Consider the following 15,664-nt stretch of genomic DNA (forward strand, 5'->3'; position numbering starts at 1 on the left):
ATTTAATTGACTGGTATAAGAAATTATATCGGTTTTTTTGTATTCAAAATTGAAATAGATGGGGAATGCAAAAATGAATTTAAAGGCATTTGTCCAATAAGCTGACACGATTTCATTGATGCGTAAGAAGACAATATCCTGCAGGCCATTTCATCAAATGAGCACAGCTTATCAAAACCCGGGAAAAGTGAGTAAGTAATAGTGGGTTCAAAATATCTTATCCTTTATAGCGGCATAGTAACGCTGAAAAAATTTTTAAAAAAGTTATCTGAAAAGGAATACAAATTTAGCCCAAAACGGCAATTATTGAAGTTTTAACATGCTTGTTTTTGGAACCAGATGTCTTTCAGAAAAGTAGAAATGAAATAATGACTGATAATAGGTATTTTTGTTCTGTAATTAACTGTGAAAAAGATCAAAAAAAACAGCCTAGATAGGCTGAAAAATTTGTAACTGTAACTCACAGAATAAGAAACACACTAAAGATTAAATATAAAATTACGTTTACGATTAAATGCAGTTTTGATTGCTTAATAAATTGGGTAGCTAGCCATGAAATAATAAGTGTACCAACGGCAATTAATCCGAAGGTTGTTAAGTGAGTGACTAATAAAATTACGATACAAAGAATACCAAGACTTAAATGAATCAAAGGACCATAACTGAGTTTATTAATAAAAAATGGATAGAAAATAAATAGAAAACCTAATAAAGGCACGACTAAAACTGATAAGAAGTTGGTTGATAAAAAACCACACTGGATGTAAAACAAGACTTCCGGTAATATAAACGCCGAGCTTATGGTATACAAGATTAGCCCTGCCCAGTTGTTTTTAAAACCTGTGAAAAAAGTTGATAAAGTTACCATACATAAGAAGAGCAAAATACTTATCGTTGGCGAAATACTTGAGAAAGCCAACGCAGCTGCAAGGACTGTGACTCCAGTCATACTCAAAAATATAGGTGTTGAAATTTTATTGGTGAAGCGATCAAAGACAAGAAAATTAAACATGAAGATAAATAATATGACTAAAAGCTGATTGCTAAAAGTATGCTGAATATTAGTATGTACTTGATGGCTGTACAGGGTTGGCACCAACCAAGTGGTCAAACTCTGAATGGCCGTCATGAGTAGTGGCAACAGCGATTTTTTATTAACAGCATTCAAACGTATATTTTGCATCGTTGTATTCTCCTATGTGAAATAACTCAATCGTAAACAAAGTTCGAAGCGACGTCAACTAAAAATCAATCTTTTAAAGAATTTTCATTTGTGATAAAATTGTTAGGATAGCTTTCAATTTACATGATCGTGGAGACAAGCAGATTAGATGCAATCGTATTGCGAATCTAGGTTCATGTGAAATTCATAAGCTGCAAAGCACGGGTTATAACATTGAACAAACATACTTTGTTCCCGAAAGGATTTGCTGTAAAGCAAAGATGCCTTGTAACCGTTATTAATAAGGGGGAAATTTCCACATGCAAGAGAGACATTTATTTACTTCTGAGTCAGTTTCAGAAGGACATCCAGATAAGATTGCAGACCAAATTAGCGATGCAATTTTAGATGCTATGTTAGCACAAGATCCACAGGCTCGAGTAGCTTGTGAAACAACCGTGACAACGGGATTAGTTGTTGTCGTTGGAGAGATTAGTACGACTGCTTACGTTGATATTCAAAAGACCGTTCGTGAAACCATCAAAGAAATTGGCTATAAAGATGGTGAATATGGATTTGATGGTGACAATTGTGCAGTTATGGTTGCCATTGATGAACAATCACCAGATATTGCTCAAGGTGTTGATGATTCTTTGGAAACTCGTGAAGGTGACGCGGATCCATTAGACAAAATTGGTGCCGGAGATCAAGGTTTGATGTTCGGTTTCGCCATTGATGAAACTCCTGAGCTTATGCCATTACCAATCATGTTAAGTCATCATTTGATGCAAAAAACTGCAGCTGTTCGTAAGTCTGGTGAAATTCAATACTTGCGTCCAGATGCAAAAGCCGAAGTGACAGTTGAGTATGATGACGATGAAAAGCCAGTTCGTGTAGATACGGTTGTTTTAAGTACCCAACATGATCCTAATGTAACTTTAGAGACCATCCGCAAAGATGTGCTTGAACATATTATTAAACCAGTGATTCCAGCTAAGTTGTTGGATGATAAGACAAAATACTTTATTAATCCAACCGGGCGCTTTGTTATTGGTGGTCCTCAAGGGGATGCCGGTTTAACCGGGCGTAAGATCATCGTTGACACATATGGTGGGTTCGCCCGTCATGGTGGCGGTGCTTTTTCTGGAAAAGATGCAACTAAAGTTGACCGTTCAGCTAGTTATGCTGCTCGGTACGTTGCCAAGAATATTGTGGCTGCTGGTTTGGCTCATAAAGTTGAAGTTCAGTTGGCCTATGCAATTGGCGTGGCTGAACCAGTTTCCGTTTCAGTAGATACCTTTGGGACTGGTAATGTTTCTGAAGAAAAATTAGTTGAGGCAATTCGTAAGATATTTGATCTTCGACCAGCAGGAATCATCAAAATGTTAGATTTACAGCGGCCAATTTATAAAAAGACAGCTGCTTATGGTCATTTTGGTCGGACAGATATCGACTTACCTTGGGAACATACAGATAAAGTTGATGACTTAAAAGAGTTATTGAAGTAATTATTGAAATCTCTTCTGCAATTCGCGTAGAAGAGGTTTTTTAGGTGGAGAGTGAATTAATGACAGCGAAAAAGACAAACGTTACCTTAGTCACAATTGCGATTTTTGTGGCAACATTTTTAACAGCGGTAGAAGGAACCATTGTTTCAACCGCAATGCCGACCATCGTTGGAGATCTTCATGGCGTTAATTTAATGAACTGGATTGTTTCAATTTATTTGTTAACAAATGCAGTTGCTACGCCAATATATGGTAAGCTAGCCGATCTTTTTGGGCGTAAACGAATCTTCATTATTGGCATCATGATTTTTATTATTGGCTCAACATTGAGTGGGACGGCTAACTCTATGCCAACATTGATTGGTTGGCGGGCGCTGCAAGGTGTTGGGGCGGGGTGTATTATGCCAGTTGCAAACACCATTATTGCGGATATCTACCCATTTGAAAAACGAGCCCGTGTCATGGGCTTTAATGGAGCTGCATGGGGGATTGCTGCGATTGTGGCACCGTTGCTAGGTGGATTTATCGTGGACCAACTCACTTGGCACTGGGTATTCTTTATTAATATTCCGATCGGTTTGTTAACCGTTGCAATGATTGCACTTTACCTGCATGAGGATCCTCACACAGTCTCAACGAAGATCGATTACTTGGGAACTTTGTGGTTAACGATGGCGTTACTTAGTTTGATGTATGGGTTTCAAGTTTTGGGTGAAACCAATTTTACTTGGCAAACTGTTGAAACTTGTTTTGCAGTTACCGTTGTTGCAATTTTTCTGTTTATTAGAAGAGAACAAAAGGCCGATGATCCTATTATTTCGTTAAAACTATTCAAGAATCGCACGTTTATTACCCAAAATTTAGCGACCATGTTGGTTTCTGGATTTTTAATTGGTTTTGAAGTTTATATTCCTACTTGGACACAGGGACTGCTTGGTTTGCCTGCTTCCTTGGCCGGTTTTGCAGTCACGCCTAGTTCAGTTATGTGGATTTTTGGGTCATTTTTAGCGGGTAAGTTTATTCTTAAGCTGACACCCAAACAAACCTTGATGATTAGTCTAGCTATTCTGTTTGTCGGAAGTTTGTGGTTAGCGTTATTGTCACAAACGACACCATTTTGGTTGTTCTTTGTTATTTCTACCATTCTTGGTGTGGGATTTGGAATCACGATTACTTCCACAACGGTGACTTCCCAACGATTAGTCGAGGCAAAGGATATGGGTGTGGCGACTTCTTTCAATACATTAGCGCGTACGCTTGGTCAAACGATCATGATGTCCATTTTCGGGATCATCATGAATGGTACTATGAATAAAGGCATTGCCCAACATTCCAATTTGAATTTAGGGATGATGAATAAGCTGATTAATCCGCAAACAGCTTCCTCATTACCAGCTAAATTATTGCCAACGTTGAGAACTATTTTATATCAGGCGTTGCATAACATTTATTTGGCAGGAGTGTGTTTGATTATTTTGGCCATTGTGATAAATGCGATTGATTATCGAAAAAAACAAAGAATTTAAGAAAGTCGACTTTTAGTTATCGTTTTTGAATGGCAAACAAAATTGGTGGGTCATTTTGTTGATTCATAAATTGATAATTTAAAACTTGAAACTCTTTTTGCGGTAATTTTGTTAAAAAAGTTTGGAGATGGTTCAGCTCATCTTTACCACCTGGATGACCATAATAACTGACCAAAATGACTAGTCCTCCCCGTTGCAAAATTTTTAGGCACTGTTCAACAGCTGAAATTGTGGTTTTTGCATGTGTAATAACGGATTTATCACTACCGGGTAAATAGCCAAGATTAAAAATAGCCGCGGTAATTTGGGTGTCTTCGGGAAGATGATTTGATAAATGTTCATGTCCATCGTGAATTAGGGTAGTTTGATTTAACAACCCAGTTAAAAGCAATTGTGTTTTGGTGGCCTCAAGTCCAGCAGATTGGACATCAAATCCATAAACATGCCCACTTTTACCAACGGCACTGGCCAAGTAGATTGTGTCGTTGCCGTTGCCCACTGTGGCGTCAATCACGGTATCTCCCGGTTGGACAACTTGATCAAGTAACGTGTGGCTATAACGTAATGCAGATTCTAGATTCATTTTTTAAACCTCCGTTTTTGTTGGTAAAATTAAAAATCCTGATAATAAAACGATGGTGGTACCAAATAAAAAGCCCCCAAGAACGTCGCTGGGATAATGAACATTTAAATAAATACGTGACATCCCAATTAAAAGGATCATGCTGATTGCAAACAAATTAACTAAACCGCGTTGCCATTTGGATTTGACGAGGCTTGCAAATATGATCATGATTACGCCTAGAAGAATGATCGTGCTGGTAGAGTGGCCACTTGGGAAACTATAGCCACCGATTGAAATTAGTTTATGCAAAGGGCGAGGCCGTTGTACAAGGAGTTTAATAGCTGTATTTCCTAACGTTCCTACTAAAATGCTAAAAGCCGCAAAACTTAGCAGGCGATAATATTTGACATAAACTAGCCAACCGACAAGAACAAGAGTAAAGCCGATATTTTGCAAAGGATTACCCAAACTCGTAATAAATAAGAAAAATTGGGTTTTAGCGGGTGTTCGATTGTGTTGCATAATTTGCGCAATTGAGTGATCAAAGTTTTGAGTTGCCTGGGTATTTGCAATTACCATCAGCGTAACTATTATAAAGATTATTCCGGTGAGTAAACTGGTTAATAGCCATTCGTGATGTTGTTTATTGGTTTGCATGAATATCTCCCTTATTATTTCAGAATGCGCTTCTAGTATATCAGATTTTTCAAAGGTTTCTTGCATTTTTATGGCTAATTTGATAGGATTAGTCCATTAATGTTAGTTGAAAAGAAGTAGTAAGTGTCAGAGCCCTTTCAGAAACTGTGCGGATAATGTGAGCATAGATTGCGAAGACACCGAACTCATCTTTTTAATTTTATTGGTGAAACAAGTAGCTGGTAACGTGAGTTCGCGTTAAGAATTGAAGTGTTCGACTGACTAATTCAATCGTAAATATAGGTGGTACCGCGGAAAATTTCGTCCTATAAGATATTTTTTAATATCTTATGGGACTTTTTTATATAGAAAGGGTGTAGCTAAATTGGCATATAATCACGATATAATTGAACGGAAATGGCAGCATTACTGGAAAGAACATAAAACTTTTAAAACAAATTCGAGGACAGATAAGCCGAAGTATTACGCATTGGACATGTTCCCTTATCCTTCTGGTCAAGGACTCCATGTAGGTCATCCTGAAGGCTATACTGCCACAGATATCATGTCTCGATTCAAACGGATGCAAGGATTTGAAGTTTTGCATCCAATGGGTTGGGATGCATTTGGCCTGCCTGCAGAGCAGTATGCCTTAAAGACCGGTCATAATCCTCGTGAGTTTACAGCACAAAACATCAAGAACTTCAAACGGCAAATTCGTTCATTAGGTTTTTCATATGATTGGGATCGTGAAGTCAATACGACAGATCCTAAGTTCTATAAGTGGACCCAATGGATTTTTGAACAAATGTACAAAAAGGGTTTGGCCTATGAAAAAGAAACACTTGTGAACTGGGCTCCTGACATGATGGGCGGCACAGTTGTGGCCAATGAAGAAGTTGTTGATGGTAAAACAGAGCGCGGTGGTTATCCAGTTTACCGTGTCCCAATGAAACAGTGGATGCTGAAGATTACGGCTTATGCAGATCGTTTGCTGGATGACTTGGACTTAATTGATTGGCCTGAAAGCATCAAGGAAATGCAACGTAACTGGATTGGCCGTTCAACTGGTGCCAGCGTCAATTTTAAAGTTGACGGGACAGATGATCAAATTGAGATATACACAACCCGTCCTGATACGCTGTTTGGCGCAAGTTACATGGTTATTGCCCCAGAACATGCATTGGCTAAAAAACTAACCACAGAGGCTCAAAAAGCGGTTGTGGAAGCCTATGAAAAGAAGATTGAGACTAAATCTGACTTGGAACGGACCGACCTGAACAAAGACAAAACTGGGGTTTTCACTGGATCTTATGGAATTAATCCTGTTAACGGCGATAAAATACCAATTTGGATTGCAGACTATGTGCTTGCTTCATACGGAACTGGTGCAATCATGGCGGTTCCAGCTCACGATCAACGTGACTGGGAGTTTGCGAAGAAATTTGATTTACCAATTACACCTGTTATTGAAGGTGGCGATGTAGAGGATGCTCCTTATACTGAGGACGGTGTTCATATTAATTCCGATTTCTTAAATGGAATGGATAAACAAACTGCTATTGATAAGATGATTGATTGGCTTGAAGATAAAGGGGTCGGTCATAAAAAAGTTAATTATCGTTTGCGAGACTGGATTTTCTCCCGTCAACGATACTGGGGGGAACCAATTCCTGTTATCCATTGGGAAGATGGCGAAACTACACTAGTTCCCGAAGACGAATTACCTTTAAAACTGCCTGCAACTAAAGATTTACAAACCTCAGGGAGTTACGAAAGTCCACTTGCTAACTTAAAAGAGTGGGTCAACGTGGTGGATGAAAACGGCCGTAAAGGTCGCCGTGAAACGAACACCATGCCACAGTGGGCGGGGAGCTCATGGTACTTCTTGCGTTATATTGATCCGCATAATGACGAACGAATTGCCGATATGGATCTTTTGAAGAAATGGTTGCCAGTTGATCTTTACATTGGTGGCGCGGAACATGCCGTCTTACATTTACTGTATGCGCGTTTCTGGCACAAAGTGTTGTATGATCTCGGCGTTGTTCCAACTAAAGAACCATTCCAGAAGTTAGTGAATCAAGGAATGATCTTAGGTGACAACCACGAAAAAATGTCGAAATCAAAGGGTAATGTCATTAATCCAGATGATATTGTCGATCAATATGGAGCCGATACCTTACGCTTATACGAAATGTTCATGGGTCCTTTAACGGAATCGGTTTCTTGGAGTGAAGACGGCATTCACGGAAGTGAGAAGTGGATCGAACGGGTTTGGCGTTTAATGATTGATGAAAACAATCATTTGCGTGACCGGGTGACAACGTTTAATGATGGTAAATTAGATAAAGTTTATAATCAAACGGTTAAAAAGGTGACACACGATTTTGAGCACTTACATTTCAATACTGCAATTTCACAGATGATGGTGTTTGTGAATGAAAGTTATAAGGTTGATGCCTTACCAGTACAGTACATGGAAGGATTTGTCAAAATGCTTTCACCAGTTATGCCCCATGTTGCCGAAGAGTTGTGGCAATTGTTGGGCCATGATGACACAATTACGTATGCAAAATGGCCAACTTACGATGAAGATAAGTTAGTTGAGTCAACTGTTCAAGTTGTTCTCCAAGTCAACGGAAAAGTTCGTTCCCACATCAAAGTAGCTAAGGATACAAGCAAAGCAGACTTGGAAAAGATTGCCTTGGCTGACGAAACTCTAAAAGAATGGATAGATGGTAAAACGGTCCGAAAAGTGATTGCAATTCCTAATAAAATTGTGAATGTGGTTGCTAATTAAGACTTAGAAAAGAGAAAAGTGAAAAAAGGCGGGTAGATTCTGAGCGTAGCCGAAGTTAACATATGGTTCGTTACTTGAACCGTTTGTTGATGTAGCTGAGTGGAAGAGTCTGCCTTTTTTGCTTACATTTAGATCCTGAAAGTTTCTTTATATTTTCTTACGAAATGAATTTAAATTTGAATTGCCCTGTAGTAATGATAAAATGATTAAGATTGAGTATTCGAAAGTAGGTCGATAAATTATGGCTGAGACGCCTCAAGATAAGTCACAGACAACTGATGCGGGATTTCAACCGCTAAGACAAACAAGTAAAGAATCCACTTCAAAAGATAAAATGATTGAAGGCTCAGCCTGGATGACGGCTGGTAGCATTTTTTCACGCTTGTTAGGTGCAATCTACATTATTCCTTGGGTAATCTGGTTTGGCACTATGAGTAATCAAGCGAATGCCTTATTTGCAAAGGGATATAATATTTATAGTTTCTTTTTAATTGCAGCGATTGCTGGGATTCCATCTGCGATTGCCAAACAAGTGGCACATTACAATACAATCAATGAATTTGCAGTGGGCCAACGGTTATATAAACGAGGACTATTGTTGTCCGGCGCTACCGGGATTGTGTGTGCACTGATTTTGTATTTTGGGGCACCATTTCTTTCTAATCATGATCCCAATGTTATTCCGATTTTGCACTCACTTGCCTGGGCAGTTTTGATTATTCCAACGATGAGTTTGACTCGGGGTTTTTTTCAAGGCTATCAGGAAATGGCACCATCAGCAATTTCACAATTTGTTGAACAATTAGCCCGTGTGGCCTACATGTTGATTACGGCATTTCTAATCATGCATGTTCACCATGGTAATTGGGTGAGTGCCGTTTCCCAATCTACATTTGCAGCCTTTATTGGTGCGATTGGCGGGATGTTGGTTTTAGTTTGGTATTATTTCCGTCACCGATCTCGTTTAAGAGAATTGGCCGAGAATAGTAAGCAAGAACTGGCAATCCCGACTAAGCAGTTGTATAAAGAAATTATTGCTCAGGCGACACCATTTATTATTATTGGATCTGCAATTACAATTTTTCAATTAATTGACCAATATACATTTTTTAACATCATGCAACGGGCCTTTGACTATTCGACGACTGTGGTCAACACCTTGTATGCTGATTTTGCGTTTAATTCTAATAAACTCATTATGATTGTGGTTTCCTTAGGATCTGCAATGGCGATTACGGCGGTGCCAATGTTATCTGAGGCTAAAACCCGCGGTAATAAACGAGAAATCAATAATCAGATTACGGATGCTTTACTTTTGTTTTCGTTTTTTATGATTCCTTCAGCACTTGGTATGGCTGCCATTGCCCAGCCTTTGAATACACTTTTTTATCACTATGATGTTGTGGGAACTTTAGTTCTGCAGGCATCTTCATATGTGTCCATTATTTTGGGACTGTTTACGGTAATTTCAGCAATTATGCAAGGAATTTCCGAAAATGTCCGCGCGGTTGGTTACTTTGCGATTGGCGTCGTTGTTAAATTTGCCTTACAATTTCCACTGGTATCTTATTTTGGAGTGATGGGTCCTCTTCTTTCGACGGCGATTGGATTCGGGGTAGTGAGTTGGTTGATTCTACGTCATCTAAATCAAGAGTATGGCATAAGTTTCCATCGTATCAGCAGACCTTTTGCAGGGATCCTCGTATTTAGCGTTTTAACTTTTATTGTGGCGTATGCAACTGTCCACTTGAGCTATTTAGCATTGAACCCTAATAGTAAATTTATGGCTGTTTTCGTATCGGTTTTGGCAGCCTGCTTAGGTGGAATTGTTTATTTATATGCGACTTTAAAAACGAGATTAGCGGATATGATGATTGGCGATCGGGTTGAACGGATTCGAAGAATATTACGGATCCATTAAGGAGCGCGTTATGCGAATTGATAAGTTTTTGCACCAGATGAATATTGGAACACGAAGTCAGGTTACCCAGTTAATTAAAAAGGGTGCAGTTACCTTAAACGCACGCAGAGTACTCACTGGCAAAACGCAATTAAATCCAGGTCAAGATCTGGTAAAATTGGGTGAACGTGAGATTCAATATCAAGTTCATTATTATTATTTGCTCAACAAACCTTTGGGTGTCATTTCTGCGTCAACGGATAACCATCAAAAAACAGTAATGGATTTGTTTAATAAGTCTGATTACCGTTCTGACCTTTTTCCAGTTGGCAGACTTGATAAGGATACGGAGGGACTCCTACTTATTACCAATGATGGCGATTTAGCACACAAGCTGTTATCACCAGCCCATTATGTTAAGAAAGTTTATGAAGCGACAGTAACTGGTAAACTTGATGATCAAGTCATTGAAAAATTTGCTAAGGGGATTACGTTAAAGGATGGGACTGAGTTATATCCAGCCAAACTTGAAATCCTAAATTATAACAAACTTGAAGATACGACTAAAGTTCACGTTCAAATTCAGGAAGGCAAATATCACCAGGTACGGCGAATGTTTGGCGCGATGGGTGAAAAGGTTGTACATCTTCAGCGAATTCAAATGGGGACCTTGGCTATTGATGTTGGTTTGTTGCCAGGTAATTATCGTGAATTAAGTCAAGATGAGGTCGATGACTTATTGGTTTTAACTAAATAAAAACGAAAAGAGGCCGCGCAAAAACATAGGTTTTGCGCGGCCTCTTTCTACTTCTCGAATATTATTGGGCTACTAAAACGTGAAAAAAAGACAGATTTCAGGATATGCTTAAGATCTAATCGTTTTTTTACTCTCGTTTTGAAAATTTTGCCATTGCTTGCGGAATTTGGTTAATAATCTGATGCGGTAAGGTAACATACTGCGTTTTACCTAATTCATCGGCAATATAACTGTGCAAATAGGTTGCACTGAGAATTGCTTGAATTTCGTGATCTGAAAACTGAACAACAAAGCCACCAATCATGCCGGCTAATGTGTCACCCATCCCGCCAGTTGCCATTTCAGGACCACCCAGTTTTAATTGGTAAACAGTATCATTGGTATAAATTTCAGTGTGATACTTTTTTAAAACAACGGTGGCTTGTAATTTTTGTTGGGCTTTTCGATTTTTGGTTTCGGTTTGTTCAGCAATCGGAATGCCAGACAGTCGTTGCCATTCCATCTCGTGAGGTGTAAAGACGATCTTGGCATCTGGGAGGGATAAGTGGTGGGCAGCTACTAGATCGATCGCAGAACCGTCAATAATCAAATGTTGAGTAGATTGAATGGACTGAAAGACAGCCTGCACAACTTGGAGAGCCAATTTGTCTTCACCTAAACCAGGGCCGATGACAATGCCGTCGACTGTTTTGATTAATTTTTTAAGTTCCGTATCATTTTGAAAATCGATCACCATTGTTTCTGGAAGGCGAGCGTGCAGACTAGCAAAGTTGGTGGAATGAGTGGCAGTGGTTACCAAACCAGTACCAGAATAGACTGCGGCACTACTAGTTAAGATAATCGCACCACCAAATTGAGCATTACCACCAATGACTAATAAGCGTCCAAATGAACCTTTGTGCGTGTGAGTGGCTCGTTTTTTTATGGTTTCTGTAACCATTGATTGTGTAATTGTTTTCATAAAATTAGTCCTCCATAAAGTTAGTATAACGAAAAAAATACGATAGTAAAATCAGAAGGGCCTTTTACTATAAGAATTCATAAGCGTTTGCTACAATGAAAATAGATAAACTAGAAAGCGAGATGAGTACCATGCAAAATCAACAATATCAAAATATTTTAGTCGGAATCGATGGTTCTGAAACTTCAATGAGAGCACTAGATAAGGCAATTGATGCCGCAATTCGAAACCAAGCCAAACTATATATCGCGCAAGTTTTAAAACCCCAATTATCAACTGTAGGAAGGGCATCTATAGGGTTTGGCGTCGTTGAAACAGATATAGATGATGAAAGTCGTCTGAAAGAGCAAAAGCAACTTTTAGATGACGTGGTAGCTCAAGCAAAGGACAAGGGTGTTAAAGATGTCACGAGCATTGTCAAGATTGGCAATCCACGAGAAGAGTTAGCTCGTAATATTCAACAAGCACAAAAGATCGATTTAATTTACATTGGGGCAACAGGTGCAAATCGGGTGGCGCAAATGTTTTTAGGATCGAACACAACTTATATTCTAGAGAATTCTATTGCGGACGTTATGGTGGTTAGATAAAAAATTGCCAAACTTGAATTAAGTAAGGTATAGCGAAATAGCTATTTAGGATCGGTAAATGACTGTTCCGCTATTCGTTTACTCAAAAAAAGAGAAACACGGCATTAACTATTAAAATAAGTAAGGAGGCATACTGAGGGAAATCTAAGGACCTTAGTAGACTAACAGATGAAAACATTAATTGTGCTTGAAAATGTGGTAATGGATGGTGTGAAACGTGCGGCAACTGTTTTGGGGAATGCTCTGACTAAATATGCAGATGTGACTTATTATTCATTAGAAAACGTCACGCCTTATTACGAATTAAAAGCCAAACTGGTTGTGGCAAAACGACCAGCCTCCGGACACGTTCTTAATTTTTTTGGTGAAAAACCTTATGAAAATTATCGTGATCAGATCGATGATTTAAGTGAATTTATTGAACAGGGTGGTTTCCAAAGCGTTATTTTAGCTGCCGGATTGACCACAAGTTTTGGTCCGTTAATTAAAAAAAGAATTCCAAATGTTCGAATTGTGGCCTGGATGCACAACAACTATAAGACTTATCTGACTCAATATTATCAACGAATGGAAAAAGAATTTGTGGCTGGTTTGAAACAAGCGGATGCGGTTGTTGTTTTAACAGATTCAGATTTAAAAAATTATCGTCAGTTTAATCCGAATACTGTCAAAATATACAATCCGCTAACTTTGAATCCAGATAAAAAAGCCGATTTAACTTCTCATACAATTGCATTTACAGCACGAATTGCGATTCCACATAAAGGAATTGATTTATTATTGGAGGCTGCTCAGTATTTGCCAGATGATTGGAAGATCGCCATTGCCGGACAAGGAGTGCCAGAGCAGATGGCTTTATTCAGACAACTAGTTGAAAAATTTGATGTGGCAGATAAAATTATCTATTGGGGCGCGCTGAAAGATAAGGCGTTACAGGAACACTATGAAACGGCATCAATTTTTGTATCCACTTCGCGGTGGGAAGGGATGCCACTTGTGATTGGTGAGGCCATGGGATTTGGTTTGCCAATTGTCGCCATGGAAAACACGGGATCTGCAGAGTTTCTTGGTCACAATCAATATGGCGTGTTAACGAAACCTGAGGACGTGATGGACTTTGTCAAAGAACTTAATAAAGTCATAATCAGTGAGCCGTTACGGCATATTTATTCTAAGAAATCATTAGAACGTATTCAGGCGTTTAAGATTGAAACGATTATTAAACAGTGGTTACCGCTTTTAGGCAGTAATTCTGCTGGTTTATCTAAGGCGTTTTAAAAATAATTTTTAAATATGTAAATTAACATTGAAAACGACTTCAATTTTCGATATGGTAAGGTTAGTAAATAAGAAAGTCGATGATCATAAGTGTATAAATTAATCGTTAGCGATTTGGATGAAACGTTACTTGGTAGCGATGGAAAAATCTCTCAAGAAAATATCGAGGCTATTAAAGCAGCCTCCAAAAAGGGAGTTAAGTTCGTGCCCAATACGGGCCGAGGCTTTGCTTCAGTGCAAGTTTTATTGCAAAAATTAAGTCTCTATCAAGAGGCTAATGAATTTGTGATTTCTTATAATGGTGGCGCAATTGTTGAGAACCAGGATAATAGGGTTCTTCAAACAAATGAAATGACGTATGAAGAAGCCAAAGGTGTTTTTGAAATTACTTCTCAATATCTGCACAATGATACCCATGTGTATACGTTAAACCAATTGTATATCTATAATCCCCGTGAAGAGGATCTGGCTTACTTGAAACCACGGCATGTGAACTATCACATCATGGAAAATGATGATTTTTCAATTTTTAAAGATGATAAAATTATGAAAGTCATTACCATGAATCCTGACCAAGAGGTTTTGCGGCCAGTTCATGATAAGGTGATGGATACTTTTGATAACCAGTTGAATGCCAGCTATTCTTCCGGGATGTATGCTGAGTTTAATCATTTAGGCACTGACAAAGGAACGGCAACCTTGGAGCTTGCTGACTCTTTAGGAATCAAAAAAGACGAAATTTTGGCGCTTGGTGACAATAGTAATGATCTTCCTATGTTACGTAAAGTGGGAATGCCTGTTGTTGTGGCAAATGGAACTACTGAGGCAAAGAGTTTAGCTAAATATGTGACTAAGAATAATTATCAAACTGGGGTTGCCGAGGCAATTGAAAAGTTTGTGTTATAAATCCATATTAGTTTAGGTCATGGAGGAACAAGATGTTAAAAGCAGCATTAGTGGGTGTCCCTGGTTTAATTGCAATTATGCTAGTGGTAATCACATTGTATGTACAACTGCCATTCTGGCTTTTAATCGTGCTGTGGGCAGTTGGATTTGTTGCTGCCATTATTTTGGTCACGGTGTTTGAACTCAAAATCAAATTAGCAGCCATGAAACGGGATGCAGAAGAAGCAGTCAAAAAAGAACAATCTGAGAAATAAAGAGGGATTATTATGTTTATGTCTACGGAAGAAATCAACGTGGGTCATACAATTGTGGGGATCGTTTCTGCCACAAGCCGGATTATGTTATCGGCTGATGAAATTGACCAGTATCAAATGTTTGACCAACTTATTGAAGAAACTAAAAATAAATTAAGTAAACGGGCTGAACTTAAAGACGGGGACGGTTTAATTGGGGTACATTTTAACACAGAAGTTGTGAATGTGAGTGTGGCGCCAAAGTTTTTGATTGTAGTGGGCTACGGTACCGTGGTTAAACTAGATAAGTGAGTATTATCTGAAGAATAATCTTTTTGACAGTAAGTGGCGCACAAGTTTAATAGAGCTTTTCATTCTTTTGAATATAGTGTAAAATGATTACTGTTGTTTAGCCCCAGTGGCGGAACTGGCAGACGCGCAGCGTTCAGGTCGCTGTATGGGCAACCATGTACAGGTTCGAATCCTGCCTGGGGCATTTTAGTACAATATAGGAACTTCTTAGAAATCAGGAATGGCTTTATACCGGCATTCCTGATTTTTCGTTATCACAAGAAAGCACTAGAAAACACTAACAAGTAAATACATTTTGCACAAATTTTGCACAGCTAGGAAATCTTTGACGCCTTATCTGATGCCTTTTTAACAGTTAATTTATTTAATTCTTTTTCTATTTTTTGATCAGATCGTGCTTTAAACTCATCAATCAGATATGCATATATTTTCGATGTAGTTGATAGATCAGAATGGCCTAACCGTTTAGAGATCACATACAGATCTATTCCAGAGGCTAATAAGAAGGCCACATGAGTATGTCTTGT

At 38.6% G+C, this 15,664-nt stretch carries 14 protein-coding genes, 1 tRNA gene, 1 pseudogene, 1 riboswitch and 1 other annotated feature; of the genes and pseudogenes, 11 read left to right on the plus strand and 5 right to left on the minus strand.

The genetic code is table 11. The annotated features are described in order from the left end of the window. Window positions 1-460: 460 nt before the first annotated feature. Window positions 461-1,183: a hypothetical protein gene (locus PPA04_RS08045; RefSeq protein WP_057784827.1), complete on the minus strand. Its 723-nt coding sequence runs from the start codon at window positions 1,181-1,183 to the stop codon at window positions 461-463. Between the two features lie 218 nt (window positions 1,184-1,401). Beyond that, window positions 1,402-1,485, plus strand: a riboswitch (SMK box riboswitch). Here PPA04_RS08045 and metK point away from each other — a divergent pair. Both metK and PPA04_RS08055 read left to right on the plus strand, forming a co-directional pair. Continuing rightward, window positions 1,483-2,670 (plus strand): methionine adenosyltransferase, encoded by a 1,188-nt coding sequence (gene metK, locus PPA04_RS08050; RefSeq protein ID WP_057784826.1) that lies wholly within the window; start codon window positions 1,483-1,485, stop codon window positions 2,668-2,670. It overlaps the preceding riboswitch by 3 nt. 59 nt (window positions 2,671-2,729) lie before the next feature. Continuing rightward, window positions 2,730-4,196 carry an MDR family MFS transporter gene (locus PPA04_RS08055; protein ID WP_057784825.1) on the plus strand — a complete coding sequence of 489 codons (1,467 nt, stop codon included), beginning with the start codon at window positions 2,730-2,732 and terminating at the stop codon, window positions 4,194-4,196. 16 nt (window positions 4,197-4,212) lie between these two features. Here the strand turns inward: PPA04_RS08055 and mnmM are convergent, their stop codons facing one another. Next, on the minus strand, window positions 4,213-4,779 hold the full coding sequence (gene mnmM, locus PPA04_RS08060; protein ID WP_057784824.1) for a tRNA 5-(aminomethyl)-2-thiouridylate-methyltransferase MnmM: 567 nt from the start codon (window positions 4,777-4,779) through the stop codon (window positions 4,213-4,215). A 3-nt stretch (window positions 4,780-4,782) separates the two neighbouring features. Next, window positions 4,783-5,418 carry a phosphatase PAP2 family protein gene (locus tag PPA04_RS08065; RefSeq protein WP_057784823.1) on the minus strand — a complete coding sequence of 212 codons (636 nt, stop codon included), beginning with the start codon at window positions 5,416-5,418 and terminating at the stop codon, window positions 4,783-4,785. Between the two features lie 96 nt (window positions 5,419-5,514). Continuing rightward, window positions 5,515-5,729, plus strand: a binding site (T-box leader). Window positions 5,730-5,782: 53 nt separating this feature from the next. Between PPA04_RS08065 and leuS the strand changes: the two genes are divergently transcribed. From leuS to PPA04_RS08080, 3 genes are all read left to right on the plus strand, one after another. Next, on the plus strand, window positions 5,783-8,200 hold the full coding sequence (leuS, locus tag PPA04_RS08070) for a leucine--tRNA ligase (RefSeq protein WP_057784822.1): 2,418 nt from the start codon (window positions 5,783-5,785) through the stop codon (window positions 8,198-8,200). Window positions 8,201-8,441: 241 nt separating this feature from the next. Beyond that, entirely contained in the window at window positions 8,442-10,121 is a 1,680-nt protein-coding gene (locus PPA04_RS08075) for a putative polysaccharide biosynthesis protein (protein ID WP_057784821.1), read from the plus strand. 10 nt (window positions 10,122-10,131) lie between these two features. Then, a complete protein-coding gene (locus PPA04_RS08080) occupies window positions 10,132-10,857 on the plus strand; it encodes a pseudouridine synthase (RefSeq protein WP_057784820.1) in 726 nt (241 codons plus the stop codon). Window positions 10,858-10,984: 127 nt separating this feature from the next. On the opposite strand, the gene PPA04_RS08085 is transcribed toward PPA04_RS08080, so the two are convergent. Continuing rightward, complete coding sequence (locus PPA04_RS08085; protein ID WP_057784819.1) at window positions 10,985-11,818, minus strand: NAD(P)H-hydrate dehydratase; 834 nt, start codon at window positions 11,816-11,818, stop codon at window positions 10,985-10,987. Window positions 11,819-11,949: 131 nt separating this feature from the next. Between PPA04_RS08085 and PPA04_RS08090 the strand changes: the two genes are divergently transcribed. From PPA04_RS08090 to PPA04_RS08115, 6 genes are all read left to right on the plus strand, one after another. Further along, window positions 11,950-12,408, plus strand: coding sequence for a universal stress protein (locus PPA04_RS08090; RefSeq protein ID WP_057784818.1), 459 nt, complete (start codon window positions 11,950-11,952; stop codon window positions 12,406-12,408). A gap of 168 nt (window positions 12,409-12,576) precedes the next feature. After that, window positions 12,577-13,686 (plus strand): glycosyltransferase, encoded by a 1,110-nt coding sequence (locus PPA04_RS08095; protein WP_057784817.1) that lies wholly within the window; start codon window positions 12,577-12,579, stop codon window positions 13,684-13,686. A gap of 90 nt (window positions 13,687-13,776) precedes the next feature. Next, on the plus strand, window positions 13,777-14,592 hold the full coding sequence (locus PPA04_RS08100; RefSeq protein ID WP_147206783.1) for a Cof-type HAD-IIB family hydrolase: 816 nt from the start codon (window positions 13,777-13,779) through the stop codon (window positions 14,590-14,592). Window positions 14,593-14,624: 32 nt separating this feature from the next. Next, window positions 14,625-14,846 (plus strand): hypothetical protein, encoded by a 222-nt coding sequence (locus tag PPA04_RS08105; RefSeq protein WP_057784815.1) that lies wholly within the window; start codon window positions 14,625-14,627, stop codon window positions 14,844-14,846. Window positions 14,847-14,858: 12 nt separating this feature from the next. After that, complete coding sequence (locus PPA04_RS08110) at window positions 14,859-15,137, plus strand: hypothetical protein (RefSeq protein ID WP_057784814.1); 279 nt, start codon at window positions 14,859-14,861, stop codon at window positions 15,135-15,137. Between the two features lie 100 nt (window positions 15,138-15,237). Then, window positions 15,238-15,321 (plus strand) — tRNA-Leu (locus PPA04_RS08115). A 130-nt stretch (window positions 15,322-15,451) separates the two neighbouring features. Here the strand turns inward: PPA04_RS08115 and PPA04_RS08120 are convergent. Continuing rightward, a pseudogene (locus PPA04_RS08120) lies at window positions 15,452-15,664 on the minus strand (site-specific integrase); the annotation flags it as partial.

Source organism: Pediococcus parvulus (assembly GCF_007990205.1).
Taxonomy (GTDB): domain Bacteria; phylum Bacillota; class Bacilli; order Lactobacillales; family Lactobacillaceae; genus Pediococcus; species Pediococcus parvulus.

What these genes read in the sequence shown, in the direction of transcription:
- PPA04_RS08045 (WP_057784827.1), bottom strand. Translation starts at nt 1,183, where the DNA reads ATGCAAAATATACGTTTGAATGCTGTTAATAAAAAATCGCTGTTGCCA.
- metK (WP_057784826.1), top strand. Translation starts at nt 1,483, where the DNA reads ATGCAAGAGAGACATTTATTTACTTCTGAGTCAGTTTCAGAAGGACAT.
- PPA04_RS08055 (WP_057784825.1), top strand. Translation starts at nt 2,730, where the DNA reads ATGACAGCGAAAAAGACAAACGTTACCTTAGTCACAATTGCGATTTTT.
- mnmM (WP_057784824.1), bottom strand. Translation starts at nt 4,779, where the DNA reads ATGAATCTAGAATCTGCATTACGTTATAGCCACACGTTACTTGATCAA.
- PPA04_RS08065 (WP_057784823.1), bottom strand. Translation starts at nt 5,418, where the DNA reads ATGCAAACCAATAAACAACATCACGAATGGCTATTAACCAGTTTACTC.
- PPA04_RS08075 (WP_057784821.1), top strand. Translation starts at nt 8,442, where the DNA reads ATGGCTGAGACGCCTCAAGATAAGTCACAGACAACTGATGCGGGATTT.
- PPA04_RS08080 (WP_057784820.1), top strand. Translation starts at nt 10,132, where the DNA reads ATGCGAATTGATAAGTTTTTGCACCAGATGAATATTGGAACACGAAGT.
- PPA04_RS08085 (WP_057784819.1), bottom strand. Translation starts at nt 11,818, where the DNA reads ATGAAAACAATTACACAATCAATGGTTACAGAAACCATAAAAAAACGA.
- PPA04_RS08090 (WP_057784818.1), top strand. Translation starts at nt 11,950, where the DNA reads ATGCAAAATCAACAATATCAAAATATTTTAGTCGGAATCGATGGTTCT.
- PPA04_RS08095 (WP_057784817.1), top strand. Translation starts at nt 12,577, where the DNA reads ATGAAAACATTAATTGTGCTTGAAAATGTGGTAATGGATGGTGTGAAA.
- PPA04_RS08105 (WP_057784815.1), top strand. Translation starts at nt 14,625, where the DNA reads ATGTTAAAAGCAGCATTAGTGGGTGTCCCTGGTTTAATTGCAATTATG.
- PPA04_RS08110 (WP_057784814.1), top strand. Translation starts at nt 14,859, where the DNA reads ATGTTTATGTCTACGGAAGAAATCAACGTGGGTCATACAATTGTGGGG.